Source organism: Rothia sp. HMSC065B04 (assembly GCF_001812285.1).
GTDB lineage: Bacteria > Actinomycetota > Actinomycetes > Actinomycetales > Micrococcaceae > Rothia > Rothia mucilaginosa.
In genome coordinates, this window is the sequence record NZ_KV808408.1 from 631,786 (window position 1) to 646,734 (window position 14,949).

At 60.0% G+C, this 14,949-nt stretch carries 7 protein-coding genes; 5 read left to right on the top strand and 2 right to left on the bottom strand.

Annotated elements, in window-relative coordinates; all coding sequences use genetic code 11:
• Positions 1-209: 209 nt before the first annotated feature.
• The 4 genes from HMPREF2845_RS05795 to HMPREF2845_RS05810 all read left to right on the top strand — a co-directional run bounded on the left by HMPREF2845_RS05795 (position 210) and on the right by HMPREF2845_RS05810 (position 6,405).
• Complete coding sequence (locus HMPREF2845_RS05795) at positions 210-1,628, top strand: dicarboxylate/amino acid:cation symporter (protein WP_070634137.1); 1,419 nt, start codon at positions 210-212, stop codon at positions 1,626-1,628.
• Between the two features lie 316 nt (positions 1,629-1,944).
• Positions 1,945-2,652 (top strand): Maf family protein, encoded by a 708-nt coding sequence (locus tag HMPREF2845_RS05800; protein ID WP_070634138.1) that lies wholly within the window; start codon positions 1,945-1,947, stop codon positions 2,650-2,652.
• 157 nt (positions 2,653-2,809) lie between these two features.
• A complete protein-coding gene (locus HMPREF2845_RS05805; protein WP_070634139.1) occupies positions 2,810-4,630 on the top strand; it encodes an acetyl/propionyl/methylcrotonyl-CoA carboxylase subunit alpha in 1,821 nt (606 codons plus the stop codon).
• A gap of 374 nt (positions 4,631-5,004) precedes the next feature.
• Positions 5,005-6,405: an MFS transporter gene (locus HMPREF2845_RS05810; RefSeq protein ID WP_070634140.1), complete on the top strand. Its 1,401-nt coding sequence runs from the start codon at positions 5,005-5,007 to the stop codon at positions 6,403-6,405.
• A gap of 154 nt (positions 6,406-6,559) precedes the next feature.
• Here HMPREF2845_RS05810 and HMPREF2845_RS05815 read toward each other — a convergent pair whose 3' ends face one another.
• A complete protein-coding gene (locus tag HMPREF2845_RS05815) occupies positions 6,560-7,978 on the bottom strand; it encodes an NAD(P)H-quinone dehydrogenase (RefSeq protein ID WP_044142785.1) in 1,419 nt (472 codons plus the stop codon).
• A 154-nt stretch (positions 7,979-8,132) separates the two neighbouring features.
• Entirely contained in the window at positions 8,133-11,876 is a 3,744-nt protein-coding gene (gene mfd / locus HMPREF2845_RS05820; RefSeq protein WP_070634141.1) for a transcription-repair coupling factor, read from the bottom strand.
• Positions 11,877-12,432: 556 nt separating this feature from the next.
• On the opposite strand from mfd, the gene HMPREF2845_RS05825 reads away from it, so the two are divergent.
• Positions 12,433-14,799, top strand: a complete 2,367-nt coding sequence (locus HMPREF2845_RS05825) for a fibrinogen-like YCDxxxxGGGW domain-containing protein (protein ID WP_070634142.1) — start codon at positions 12,433-12,435, stop codon at positions 14,797-14,799.
• Positions 14,800-14,949: the final 150 nt, after the last annotated feature.

Sequence of the window (14,949 nt, forward strand, 5' to 3'; positions counted from 1 at the left end):
GGGGGGGGGGGGAGCTGGCGGCACTGGTGGCAGCGTTGCTGGTTGGGCTGTGCTGCTGGTTGGGTTGCGGAGTTGGGCTGCGGGATGTACAGCCGAAAAGTGCCACCGGAAAGTCACGGTTCTTCACACATCCCCCACACTGCACCGGATTGAAACACTTCTTCACACAAACTCGCGCCGGAGCGCGTAAAAGTTTTAGAGTATGCCACATGTCTACACCGCATGCATCATCTCGTTCACGTCTGCCCAAGTGGGCTACTTCTTTCGGCAACCAAATCATTGCCTCCCTCATTCTAGGTATTGTTCTCGGCGCGCTCGCCCTCGCACTGGGTGGGGACGCGAAGAGCAACCCCAACTGGCTCATGGTGACCTTAGATACCATCGGCTCTTCCTATGTCACCCTGCTGAAGGCGGCCGTTGTTCCGCTGATTTTCACCGCCGTGGTCGCCTCCATCTCTAACCTGTCGCAGGTGACGAACGCGGCGCGTCTGGCGGTTAACACGCTCATCTGGTTTGCGGTTACCGCGTTCTTCGCGGTGCTCATCGGTATTGCGATGGGCCTGATTGTTCAGCCGGGCGTGGGTGCACAGGTGCAGGGCAAGGCGTACACCGGCTCGACCGGTTCGTGGACTGCGTTCCTGACCGGTCTGATTCCGGTGAACTTCCTGGGTCTGGGTGTCAGCGCTAAGTCCGGTGATTCCGGCATCACCGCGTCGGCGTCCTTTAACGTACTGCAGATTCTGGTCATTTCCGGTGCGGTCGGCATTGCCGCGCTGAAGGTCGGCGAGGCTGCCAAGCCGTTCATTAACGTGGTCAAGAGCGCTCTGGCGATTATTCAGAAGATTCTGTGGTGGATTATTCGCCTGGCACCGCTGGGTACCGTGGGTCTGATCGCTAAGGCTGTGTTCGCGTACGGTTGGGCGTCGATGGGTTCGCTGGTCGCGTTCGTTATCGCACTCTACATTGGCCTGCTGCTGGTCTTCCTCGTGGTCTACCCGATTATTGTTCGCGCGAACGGTCTGTCGGTCCGTCAGTACTTCTCGGGCGTGTGGCCGGCGCTTCAGCTGGGCTTCGTGTCCCGCTCTTCGATGGGTTCGATGCCAATGACCCAGACCGTTGCCGAACGCAATCTGGGTGTTCCCCGAGCCTATGCGTCCTTCGCGGTTCCGCTGGGTGCGACCACCAAGATGGACGGTTGCGCTTCGGTTTACCCGGCACTGGCGGCGATTTTCGTGGCTCAGTTCTACGGTATTCAGCTGGACTTCACCCAGTATCTGCTGATTGTGATGGTGTCCGTGCTCGGTTCGGCAGCAACCGCTGGTACGACCGGCGCTATCGTGATGCTGACCCTGACCCTGTCCACTCTGGGTCTGCCCCTGGACGGTGTAGGTCTGCTCCTGGCGATTGACCCGATCGTTGACATGGGCCGTACCGCTCTGAACGTTGCCGGTCAGGCTCTGGTTCCCGCGATTGTGGCTCGCCGCGAGGGCATTTTGGATGAGGAGCTCTACAACGCTCCCCGTTCTGAGGGCGGCTTCGTGGCTCAGGAATTCTACGATGAGCGCATCGCCGGCGAGGCGCAGCGACTTCACGAGGTGGAAGACAACACCGCCGCGGCACACCGCTAATCTGACGAAGGCTCACGCACGCGGCGCTAGGCGGTACTGCCTAGCGCCGTGTAGCTTCTCCGCCACCCATGCCCCCAACATGGGCAAAATACATTTGTCAAACGTCATAAAAGTGTCACTATTGATTCTTTTTTTCTTTAACGATTGAGAAGAGTTATGATTTTGAACGGCGTGTTCCATCTCCTACGTGGTTGAGGGGGATGGGACACGCTCTTTTCGTCCCCCCTTACTTTTCTGCCCATTCCCCCAGCTTCTTGACACCCTTCAATCTGCACTCGAGGGTAAGGCTCACCCGCAAGGCTCTAAAATAGAACCTATGAGTACCACACCGATCCGTTTGATTCTTGCATCCGCATCCCCGGCACGCCGCAAGCTCCTGGAAGACTCCCGCATCGCGTTCACGGTGCGCGTCTCCTCCGTAGATGAGGACGCCGCACTCGCTACCGCCAACGAACAGGCGCGAGCGCAGGGACGTGCGGGACTCACCCCGGCTGAAACCGCCTCCCTGCTGGCGCAGCTGAAGGCGCAGGCAGTTGCCGCTGAACTTGCCGCCGAGGGTGTGCGCGATGCGCTGGTTCTGGGCTGCGATTCGGTGTTCGAGTTTGACGGCGTTGCCTACGGTAAACCGCACACTGCCGAGGCGGCACGCGAGCGCATCAGCGCAATGAGCGGCAACCACGGCGTGCTGCACACCGGTCACGCTCTAGTGGATTTGCGCGGTATTGAGCCGGGCACTGAACCGCCTGCAACTTCTGAGTTGCCCACTGTTTCTGAACTGCGCAGCGCCACCGTCCACTTTGATGAGCTCAGCCCCGAAGAAATCGAGGCGTACATTGCTACCGGCGAGCCGCTCTGGGTAGCCGGTTCCTTCACCCTGGACGGTTACGGTTCGGCGTTTATTCGCGGTATTGAGGGCGAGTTCCACACGGTGGTGGGCCTGTCCATCCACGCGCTACGCGATATGTTGCGCCGCCGCGAGGTTGCTGTGACCGATTTGTGGCTGGCGCCCCAAGATGAGGATTAGATTCAGCGCAATCGTATAAATCTGTCTCAAAGCGCGCCCTGCAATACACATTGTTGAACACCAATCGATAAGATAGAACAGTATGATGCGCGTTATATTCGCCAATCCCGCCGATTCTAGATATCCTTTTCGGCAGGAGATTAAAGGAGAGCTTTAAGTGACTCAGCACCAGGCAGAAGCCGCCAAGAAATTTACTGCAGTCCCCGGCCGTCACACCGGCCCGGTCAGCAAGATTCTAATCGCTAACCGCGGCGAAATTGCTGTCCGCGTGATTCGTGCAGCCCGCGATGAGGGCCTGCAGACCGTCGCCGTCTACGCTGACCCCGACCGCGACGCCCAGCACGTAAAGCTCGCCGATGAAGCCTACGCTCTCGGCGGTGCCACCGCGGCACAGTCCTACCTGGTGATGGACAAGCTCATTGAGATTGCCATCCGCTCCGGTGCTGACGCCGTGCACCCCGGCTACGGTTTCCTGTCTGAGAACGCGCAGTTCGCGCAGAAGTGCATTGACGCTGGCCTGACCTGGATTGGTCCTTCCCCCGAGTCCATTACCCAGCTGGGCGATAAGGTAGCGGCACGCCACATCGCGCAGAAGGTGGGCGCTCCCCTGGTGCCCGGCACCAAGGACCCGGTCAAGTCCGCCGATGAGGTTGTCGCCTTCGCGGATGAGCACGGTCTGCCCATTGCGGTGAAGGCCGCATTTGGTGGCGGTGGCCGCGGCATTAAGGTGGCACGCGACCGCGAGAGCATTGTTGAGATGTACGAGTCCGCTGTTCGCGAGGCTACCGCGGCGTTCGGTCGCGGTGAGTGCTTCATCGAGCGCTTCCTGGATTCGCCCCGCCACGTTGAGACCCAGTGCTTGGCGGATGCGCACGGCAACGTCGTGGTGGTTTCCACCCGTGACTGCTCCCTGCAGCGCCGTAACCAGAAGCTCGTTGAGGAGGCGCCCGCCCCCTACCTGAGCGCTGAGCAGAACGAGCGCCTGTACGAGGCGTCCCGCGCAATTCTGCGTGAGGCTGGCTACCAGGGTGCCGGCACCTGTGAGTTCCTGGTCGGCACCGACGGCACCATCTCCTTCCTTGAGGTCAACACTCGACTGCAGGTGGAGCACCCCGTTTCCGAGGAGATTTCGGGTATTGACCTGGTTCGTGAGCAGTTCCGTATTGCCCGCGGTGAGAAGATTGAGGAGAAGGACCCGGTTCTGCGCGGTCACTCCTTCGAGTTCCGTATTAATGGTGAGGATGCGGGTCGTTCCTTTATGCCCGCCCCCGGCACGATCGAGAAGATGACCGTGCCCACCGGCCCCGGTGTTCGCTGGGATTCTGGCTTCGTGGCTGGCGACGTTATCGGCGGTAACTTCGACTCCATGCTGGCTAAGCTCATTGTTACCGGCGCGGATCGTGAGCAGGCTCTGCAGCGTGCCCGCCGTGCCCTGGCTGAGCTGACCATTGAGGGTATGCCCACCGTCATTCCGTTCCACCGCGTCGTGCTGGATGACCCCGCCTTCGCACCGGCTGAGGGCGGCGAATTCAAGGTGCACACCCGTTGGATTGAGACCGAGTTCAACAACACCATCCCCATGTACTCCGGTGCTCCCGGTAGCGTGGATTCGGATGAGGATGAGCGCACCACCGTGGTCGTTGAGGTCAACGGCAAGCGCATGGAGGTGTCCCTGCCTGATCTGGGCGGCGGCACCAAGCCTGCAGCTAAGCCCGCATCCAAGACCCGCAAGTCCCGTTCGGCACGCGGCGCGGCGAAGGGTGGCGGCGACGAGCTGACCAGCCCCATGCAGGGCACCATCGTGAAGGTCGCGGCTTCTGACGGCGACACCGTTGCTGAGGGCGACCTGATTCTGGTGCTGGAGGCGATGAAGATGGAGCAGCCCATTACCGCGCACAAGGCGGGTAAGGTTTCGGGTCTGTCCGCTAAGCCGGGCGATACCGTCACCTCCGGTGCGGTGCTGGCGACCATCAAGTAACTCTCGATGCCGCGGTTTTGCGACCGCGAGCGCATAGGTTTGAAGGATCCCCCGGGATGGTATGAGGTATTACCTCGTGCCCTCCCGGGGGATTTTCTATGTCCGCCCTTGTCTGTTTCTGTGGGGTTTGAGCGAGTACCTATTGCGATTACGTCCAGATAGTGACCGTATTTGTTGGGTCTTTTCTGAACAGAGTTATAATGTTGCACTTTAGAGGAGCCTTTCAGATTCCGGCATCCACCCACCCCACCCGGTGCGGTCACGGCACCCGGTACGCGCCCATGGCACACCCGCCTCCCGCGCCGACCGGTTATGGAACACCTATCCCAGGCTCCTTGTGTACACACAAATTCACCATCTCGGGAGTTTTCCTCATGAGCGCTTCTGCACCCGACACGAAAGCGTCTGCTGCATCGGTGAAGAATACGACTCCTCGCAGTCGAGTTATTCTCGCCTCGCTCGTTGGTACCACCATCGAGTTCTACGATTTCTACATTTATGCCACCGCGGCAGTGGCTGTGTTCCCCGTGCTGTTCTTCCCCTCGAAGGACGCAACCACCGAGCTTCTGGCTTCCTTCGCCACCTTCGGCGTCGCCTTCATCGCGCGCCCCCTCGGTTCCGTGATCTTCGGCCACTTCGGCGACAAGATTGGCCGTAAGGCAACCCTCGTCGGTGCACTGCTCACCATGGGTCTGGCAACCTTCATCATCGGTCTGCTGCCCACCTACCACCAGATTGGCCTGTGGGCACCGACCATGCTGACCATCATGCGTTTCTGCCAGGGTCTGGGTCTGGGCGGCGAATGGTCCGGCGCGGCACTGCTCGCCAGCGAATACGCTGAGGACGGCAAGCGTGCCCGCGCCGCCATGTGGCCTCAGCTGGGTGCCCCCATCGGCTTCGTCCTTGCAAACGGCTTCATGCTGCTGCTGACCAGCTGGATTACCTTCAACTCCGCAACCGACGCCAAGAACCTGGATCACCCCTTCCTCGTTTGGGGTTGGCGTATTCCGTTCCTGCTGTCCATCGTGATGGTCGCTGTTGGCCTGTACGTTCGTTTCAAGCTGGAGGAGACCCCCGTCTTCGCCAAGGCTGCCGCTAACAACGAGAAGGTTAAGACCCCGCTCGTTGAGGCGTTCAAGGTCGCTTGGTGGCCCATGATTCAGGGCACCTTCATCATGGTGGCATGCTACGTGCTGTTCTACCTGATGACCGCTTGGGTCCTCTCCTACGGTATCGGCAAGGCGGATAAGGGCGGCCTAGCGATCCCCTACCGCGAGTTCCTGATCATTCAGCTGATCTCCATTATTGGCTTCGCGATCTTCATTCCGATCTCGGGTTGGCTGGCTGACAAGTACGGCCGCCGCACCCAGCAGCTGTGGACCACCATCGCGATGGCTGTCTTCGGTCTGTCCTTCGGTCTGTTCATCTCCCCCTCCGTTGTTGGTACCGGCGCGAACGCAAACGCCGCTGTGGTTACCCTCTTCATCTTTATCGGTATGTGCCTGATGGGTCTGTCCTTCGGTTCCATGTCCGCATACCTGCCGGAGCTGTACCCCACTAACGTGCGTTACACCGCCAGCGGTATCGCCTACAACGTGGCGTCCATCCTCGGTGCGGCACTGACCCCGTTCGTGGCTGTTTGGCTGAACACTTCCTACGGTGTGGCTGCAGTGGGCGGCTACCTGGCATTCGCCTCGATCCTGAGTGTTGTCTTCATCCTGCTCACTCACGAAACCCGTGACGTGGATATGAACGCCGTCAGCACCACGAAGTAAAACTTCGCAGGGGCTAAGGCGTCTCTACAGCAAAGCGGTGGGGGTCGCCTCCTGAATCTAAGGAATTCAGGAGGCGACCCCCACCGCTTTTATACTGTTCCGGGATGCTGCACCAGGCGGGGAACGCCCAGCTCAGCACCTAACAGGTTGATGCCTACAGACCGCGAGTGTGCAGCTTACGTGCAGCCTCAGCAATAGAGCCCGAGAGCGAGGGGTAGACCGTGAAGGTATCCGCCAGGTCATCCACCGCGAGCTTCTTCTCCACCGCCAGGGCAATGGGGTAAATCAGCTCGGAAGCACGCTGACCAACCACCACGCCACCAATGACGGTGCCGGAGTGGCGGCGAGCAAAAATCTTCACGAAGCCGTCGCGCATCGCCATCATCTTCGCGCGCGGGTTCGTGCCCAGCTGCAGGGTCACCGCATCACCGCGGTAGGCGCCTTCGGCAAGGTCCTTCTCACTCACGCCTACAGTCGCAATCTCCGGGGAGGTGAAGATGTTCGCGGCAACCTTATCGGTACGCAACGGGCGCACCGCATCACCGAGAATGTGCGCCATAGCGATACGGCCCTGCATCGCAGCCACAGAAGCCAGCGGGTACACGCCCGTGCAGTCGCCGGCGGCGTAAATGCTGTTCACGCTCGTACGGGACACACCGTCCACCTTAATATGACCGCTCGGGGTCTGCTCAACACCGACGTCTTCCAGGCCCAAATCTTCAGTGTTCGGAATCGAACCAATAGCAACCAGACAGTGAGTGCCAGAAACCTTACGACCATCCGACAGAGTCACAATAACGCCGGAGCCGTCCTCAGTACGCTCAACAGCAGCCGCACGGGAACGCGGCATCACTCGCACACCGCGACGTTCAAAGACGTCCTCCAGCACGCGAGCTGCGTCCTCGTCCTCACCGGGAAGCACACGGTCACGCGAAGACACCAGGGTCACCTTAGAACCCAGACCGTTATACGCCGACGCGAACTCCGCACCGGTCACACCCGAACCAATCACAATCAGCTCCTCGGGAACCTCGGAGAGGTTGTACAGCTGAGTCCAGGTCAGAATGCGCTCGCCATCGGGCATACCGGTCGCCATTTCACGCGGATGCGTACCCACCGACAACAGCACAAAGTCCGCGTGCAGAGGGTAGACCAGACCCGCCTCATCAGTCACCTGGACAGTGTGGCGGTCAAGGAGTTTACCGGTACCGTGAATAATCTTCACGCCAGCAGAAGCCAGGGCACGCTTAATGTCGGCGGACTGCTGCTGGGCCAGGTCGCGGACTCGGCGGTTCACGCGGTCCATATCAACACGAAGCTGCGGCGCCTTACCCTTCGTGTTTTCAATGCCCAAGCTACCCGCCTCGGAGAAGCGGGTCATCATATCCGCCGTAGCAATCAGGGTCTTAGAGGGCACAACATCAGTCAGAACGGCGGAGCCACCAATGGCATTGCGTTCGATCAGAGTCACGTCCGCGTTGGATGCGGCAGCCACCATCGCTGCCTCGTAGCCGCCGGGGCCACCACCAATAATTACAATTCGCTGAGATGCATAGTTCACCGTTGAAGTCATGCCTTAATTGTGAGCTATGCCGCCCCTACGGGGCAAACGCACTCGCCGTGCAGATGTGCCATATTGTGGCAATTTGCACGGCGAGCATCTTCATGGTTCGGCATCATGGTTCGGCAGCCCGATATGACTGGGCGGCGCCTACCCCTGTATGTCTCTACTCCTCGAGAGCCTGCGGCTTCTCCGAGTAAATCGAGTTAATGAACTTCTCAGCCCACTGCAGCATCGCGCCATCCACCAGGTCCTTACCGCCCACCGGCATGGTCTTCGGGCGCGGAACCAGCGTCAGCCAGGTGTCCATACCCTTCGGCTGGGCGTGTGTGGAGCCAGGGTACACGCGCTTCAGACGCATCTGGCGGGACTCCGGCAGCGGCGTAGCGGTTACCACGCGAACCTTCGGTCCCAACACCACCAGCTCATGAATACCGGCGGCACGGGCGTGCATGCGCACCGTCGCCACGGCAAGCAGGTTCTCGACCGCCTCCGGCAGCTCGCCGTAACGGTCGACCAGCTCCTCGCGAGCCTCCGCAATCTTCTCTTCGGTATCGGCGGCAGCAATCTGACGGTACGCCTGCAAGCGCAGACGCTCAGAATCAATATAGGTGTGCGGAATATGCGCGTTGACGGGCAGGTCAATCTTCGTTTCGACCTCGCGCTCTTCCTTCTCGCCGCGGTAGTTTGCGACAGCCTCACCGACCAGGCGCAGGTACAGGTCAAAACCGACACCGGCAATATGACCGGACTGTTCGCCACCGAGCAGGTTGCCGGCACCGCGAATCTCCAGGTCCTTCATCGCAAGCTGCAGGCCAGCGCCCAGCTCGTTGTGGGTCGCCACCGCCTTCAGACGCTCGTGCGCAATCTCGCCGAGGGTCTTATCCACCGGGTACAGGAAGTAGGCGTAGGCGCGCTCGCGGCCACGACCCACGCGGCCACGCAGCTGGTGTAGCTGGCTCAGACCGTAGTTCTGGGCGTGGTCGACAATGAGGGTGTTCGCGTTCGAAATATCCAGGCCGGTCTCCACGATGGTGGTGCACACCAGCACGTCAAAGCGGCGCTCCCAGAAGTCCACAATAATCTGCTCCAGGCGCGATTCACTCATGCGGCCGTGGGCGGTGGCGATGCGCGCCTCCGGCACGAGCTTGCCGATTTCCGCGGCAACATCGTCGATGTCAGCCACGCGGTTGTGCACGAAGAAAACCTGTCCTTCACGCATGAGCTCGCGGCGGATTGCGGCAGTAATCTGGCTGTCGGTGCGCGGACCAACGAAGGTCAGCACGGGATGGCGTTCCTCCGGCGCGGTGGCAAGGGTGGAGGTCTCGCGAATACCGGTTAGCGACATTTCCAGGGTGCGCGGAATCGGGGTAGCACTCATGGCGAGCACGTCCACGTTGGTGCGCATCTGCTTGAGCTTTTCCTTATGCTCCACGCCAAAGCGCTGTTCCTCGTCAATGATGACCAGGCCCAGGTCCTTGAACACTACGCTGTCCGAGAGGATGCGGTGGGTACCGATCACCACGTCCACCGCGCCGGATGCGATTTCTTCGGTAATCTGGCGGGTTTCCTTCGCCTTCTGGAAGCGGGAGAGCACGCGAATCTTCACGGGGAATCCCGAGAAGCGCTCGCTGAACGTCTCGTAGTGCTGCTGCGCGAGCAGGGTCGTGGGTACGAGTACGGCAACCTGTTTGCCGTCCTGCACCGCCTTGAATGCGGCACGTACGGCGACCTCGGTTTTGCCGAAGCCCACATCGCCGGAGATGAGGCGGTCCATGGGGATTTCCTTCTCCATGTCTTCCTTCACCTCGTGGATGGCGGTGAGCTGGTCCGGAGTCTCGTTATAGGGGAAGGATTCTTCCAGCTCTCGCTGCCAGGGAGTGTCTGCTGCGAAGGCGTGACCGCGCGATGCCTGGCGAGCCGAGTAGAGTTTCACCAGGTCAGCAGCGATTTCCTTGACGGCTTTGCGAGCGCGGGACTTGGTCTTAGCCCAGTCGCTACCGCCCATCTTGGACAGGCTCGGGTTCTCGCCACCCACGTAGTTGGAAATCAGATCCAGCTGGTCGGAGGGCACGAAGAGTCGGTCGGGTGCGCCGCCACGCTTGGTGGGGGCGTACTCGATGACCAGGTATTCCTTCATGGGCTGCACGCCGTTGACCGGGGATGCACCAGCCACCGGGCGGGAGGTCATCTCGACGAACCTGCCGATGCCGTGACGCTCGTGCACCACGTAGTCGCCGGGGTTCAGTGCGAGCGGGTCAACCGCATTGCGGCGGCGGCGCGTTTTGAATTTCTGTCCTGTGGCGCCTCGGGGTGCGTAGGTTCCGCGGCGGCCAAGCAGTTCGGCTTCGGTGAAGACGGCGAGCTTCGCCTCCTCGATGAGGAAGCCTGCGGAGGCGGGTGCCTCGCAAACCTCGACGATGCCGTGTTCGAGGTCGCCTGCGGGGTCCTCCTCGAGGCTGGTTCGGCGGGCTGCGGGTACGGCGGGTGCCCCTTCGCCGGAGTGGAAGAGGTCGATGAGGCGGTCGGTGGAGCCGCGGCCGTTGGTGAGGGCGAGGACGGTCCACTGCTTCTGGATGAGTTCGCCGACCTGGCTGAGCATGCGTTCGACGGAGCCGTTGAATGCGGTTGCGGGGGCGGCGTTGACGGTGTAGGTGTCGATTCCGTCTTCGATGGCGTCGGCGATGCTCTGGCTCTGGAGAGCCCCGGCGGCATCTTCGAGCAGGTCTGCGTCGGTGACGAGTTCGGTGATTTCCCACCAGCTGAGCTTGGCTTCGAGCGCCTGCGCGGTGGTTTGGTCGATGGTGCGGAAGCCGCTGTCGCTCATGCGCAGCTGACCCAGGTCGATGGGTGCTACGGCGTCGGCTTCTGCGGAGGTATCCCAGGCGGCGGCGAGGAATTCTTCGTTAGTGGCGACGAGGTCTTCGGCGCGGGCACGCACGCGTTCGGGTTCGACATTGATAATCATGGACCCTGCCGGCAACAGCTCGGTGAGGGTGGTCATGGATTCGATGAGTAGAGGGGTGAGCGATTCCATGCCTTCGACGTAGATTCCGCCCGCAATCTTCTCAAGCATGGATGCGGCTGCCGGGTAGTCTGCCTTCAGGCGTGCGGCTCGGCTCATCACCTCGGGGGTGATAAGCAGTTCGCGGCAGGGCAGCAGGGTGAGTTCGGTGAGTTCCTCTCCCCCGCTGAGGGTGCGCTGGTCGGCGACGGAGAAGTGGCGCATTTCGTCGAGTTCGTCGCCGAAGAATTCGAGGCGTACGGGGGTGTTTGCGGTGGGCGGGAAAACGTCGATAATGCCGCCGCGCACCGCGTACTCGCCGCGCTTGGCGACGAGGTCTACGCGGGAGTAGGCGGCGTCGTTAAGTCCTCGTACTACGTCTTTGAAGGGGTATTCTTCACCGCGGACCAGGTGTACGGGTTCGAGCTTTTCGATGCCGGTGACGATGGGCTGGATGACGGCGCGCACGGGTGCGATGACGACCTGGGGGCGGGTGGTGTTCCCGGTGATGGCGCGCAGTACCTGCAGGCGGCGGCCTACGGTGTCGGAGCGCGGTGAGAGGCGTTCGTGGGGCAGGGTTTCCCAGGCGGGGAAGAGCGCGATGTCTGCGGCGGGCAGGTAGGAGCGCAGGGCTGCGGCGAGGTCTTCTGCTTGACGGTCGGTGGGGGCGATGATGAGGCTGAGCGCTTCGGCGGTGGTATCGCGTACTGCGGTGGAGATGTCTGCAATGAGCGCGGCGTGGGTTCCGGCGACGGCGCCGATGAGGGTGCGTGCGCTACGTTCGGTGGGCTGTGCGGAGGCGGCGGTACGGATCGCGGCCCAGCTGCTGAGTTGGTTGAGGGTGTTCAGGAGGGGGTGCAGGGGTGCCTCGAGGGGCTGTGCGGTAGCTTTTCGGGTGGTGCTCACGGGTTCTCCTGAGTCTGGGGTCTTCGCTTGCGGCGGTTGAGCTGGTGGAGGGCTGCTATGGATGGTCGGTATTGGGCGGTGCCGGTTTGGGGCGTCCGAGTGAATTTGCCTTTATTTCATGGTGCTTTTTGTGCGTTTTGGGGTGTTTTTTTGCGGCTTTTCCATTGTATGACTTGTCTGCTTTTTCTGGCATTTTTCTCTTGTATTCTCTGTGATGGAATATATTCCTTTTTGCACTCGGTTGTCGCTTTCGTGGGTGATATTTGAGTATGGTTTTCTTCCGTGTCCGTTCCTGTGCCACAACGTTCATCACATGGGGTGCAAATCACACATCCACGGGCATCTTTGCACTTTGTGCACCATTATTTTCACAGCTTAATCCTGTACCCTAATCATTAACACTTAGAGAAAAACCAGACAGTATATCCCCTTCCGGATTCTGTTTACCTCTTCCAACCAACCTCAGGTTTTCAGTATTTACTGCGGTTTTTCTAGTGCGCTAAATTCACCGTATCTTTCGATGTTTCTTCCGGAACGTCGCATCAGAAAGACGCATATGACAACCACATACACGAACAAACCCGCTGAAAAGCGCCATGCCCATTCATGGTCTGCTAAGAAGTGGGGTGCTTTCGCACTCGCTTTTGGTACTGCTTTTACTGCGGCACCTCTTACTCCTACTACTCCCGCCTCGGCTGCGACCGGAACCCATGACGGTTCCAGCAGCGATAAGGCGGCTGCTTCCTGTTACGAGGTCAAGCAGGTTAATCCTTCCGCCTCCTCTGGCACTTACTGGCTGTACACCCCGCAGATGAGCGGCCCGGCGCAGTTCTACTGCGATCAGGAAACTGATGGCGGCGGCTGGGTCATGATTGGTCGCGGTCGTGAGGGTTGGACCGAGTCTTACAACGGCACCGGCGACCCGAACCAGCTGCATCAGAACCCCACGGGTCCCTCCGCTTTTACTCCCGTCCAGCTTCCCGCAAACACTGTCGATGCCCTGCTGAACGGCATTAAGCCTCAGGACCTTCCCGACGGCATGCGCCTGCACCGTGCCCACAATGCAAGGGGCACCCAGTGGCAGAACGTTTATGTTCAGCGTCCTCAGACTGAGCAGTGGACCTGGGCGATGAGCTACGGTCAGCGTTGGGGCACCGTGAAGTTCACCGGTGCCGGTATTAACCGCACCGCTCATATGGGTCGTCATGCTTCGGAGATGGCTCCGGGTATTACCACCAGTTCTGTTCGTTTCTTCGCGAACCCGAACCAGGGCTACCAGATTGGTTTTGCGTACGGTGCGCTGGTGAACTTCGGTAATGAGAATCCGGATTCATACATTTACCAGAAGCGTGGTTCCGCTGGTTACTCCATCCCCTTTACTCAGGTGTTCCTGCGTCCGAAGCTGACTCAGCGTGACTTGAACTTCTCGCAGATTGGTTCTGGCTCTGCCGCTAGCAACCGTCGTGCTCTGCCGAATAGCTACACGATGCCCGTTCGTTGGCGCACCAGTGAGCAGACTGGCACCGGCAAGAAGAACGAGATGAACACCTACGTTCAGGCTATTACTCAGGTGGGCGACACCGTCTTCACCGGTGGCGACTTCAAGTATGTGGAGTCGGCTGGTGGCGAGCGCGTGGACCAGTCGTACCTGGCGGGCTATAACGTGGATTCGGGCGAACTGGTTCGCTCTTTCCGTCCGACTTTCAACGGTCAGATTAAGGCTCTTGAGGCTCTGCCGAATAACCGCCTGGCAGTTGGTGGCGAGTTCACCGAGGTTAACGGCGAGAAGGTCAACCACTTCGTCATTCTGGACGCAACCACCGGCCAGATCGACCGCACGTGGGATCTTCAGATTCAGCGCCGTAATGGCGATGCAGTTCAGGTGAAGACCCTGCTGGTTCAGGACGGTTACCTGTACATTGGCGGTAACTTCACCCATGTGAAGGGCAATACGTCTAAGGCGTACGCTTACTCGCGTGGTGCCGCTCGTATTAAGCTTTCGAACGGTGCGGTGGACTGGAACTGGCGCCCGAACTTCAACGGTACGGTCAACGGCATTACTGCTGCCTCCGATAATTCCACTGTTCACGCTGCGGGTTACTTCACTGAGCTGAATAACCAGCGTGCTTTCCGCCTGGCTGCTCTGAACGGCTCGGATGCTTCGAACATTAGGTGGGAGTGGGAGCCGTCGCTGAAGCTGAACATTACTGACCGTATTGTGTACGCGTTCCAGTTCGATGTTCAGGATGCTGGTTCGACCGTGTGGACTGGCGGCGCTGACCACCTGATTGCGAACTACTCGAAGAACGGTTACGGCCGTATTTCTTCGTCTATCTCTAAGTACGGTGGCGACTGGCAGGATCTGCATCTGAGCGGTAACACCATTTACGGTGCGTGCCACTGCGGTGATGTCCTCTTCGAGGGTTCGACCGGCTACCACACGTATTGGAAGGAATCGAAGGCGGTTCACCGTATGCGCCTGGTCGCAGCGTTCGATAAGGATAGCGGCGAAGTCATCGGCGAGTTCAGCCCGGTTCTGAAGGGCGCTAGCGGCTACGGTGTTTGGGAGTCCTTCGTGGATTCTCGCGGCAACCTGTGGGTTGGTGGCGACATCAACCGTTCGCTGGGTGCTAATGGTGAGCAGCGCACTGTCGGTTTTGCTCGTTTTGCTCCTCGCGATGTGACCGCCCCGTCGACTCCGTCGAATCTGTCGGTTCAGCGTGATGGCTCGACCGATAAGCTGTCTTGGTCTGGTGTTCGTGAGAGCGGTGCTCGCTACCAGGTGCTGCGTGATGACCGTGTGATTGCTACGGTCTCGGGCACCAGCTACGAGGTTGAGCATACTGATGGCGCTCGCTACTATGTGCGTTCCATCGATGCGTCTGAGAACTTCTCGGCTTCCACGGGAGCTGCTCAGGCTTAGGTCAGATTGTTGATCTAGTTTCTTTGAGCCGCCGCCTGGTTCGGGCTCTGCAGGGTTTGCGGGGTCCGAATCAGGCGGCGGTGCACCCGGGGTGTATGCCCTCTATAGTTTTGGTTCGGTCCGGTTTTCCCAGTTTGCTATCTCTTCGCC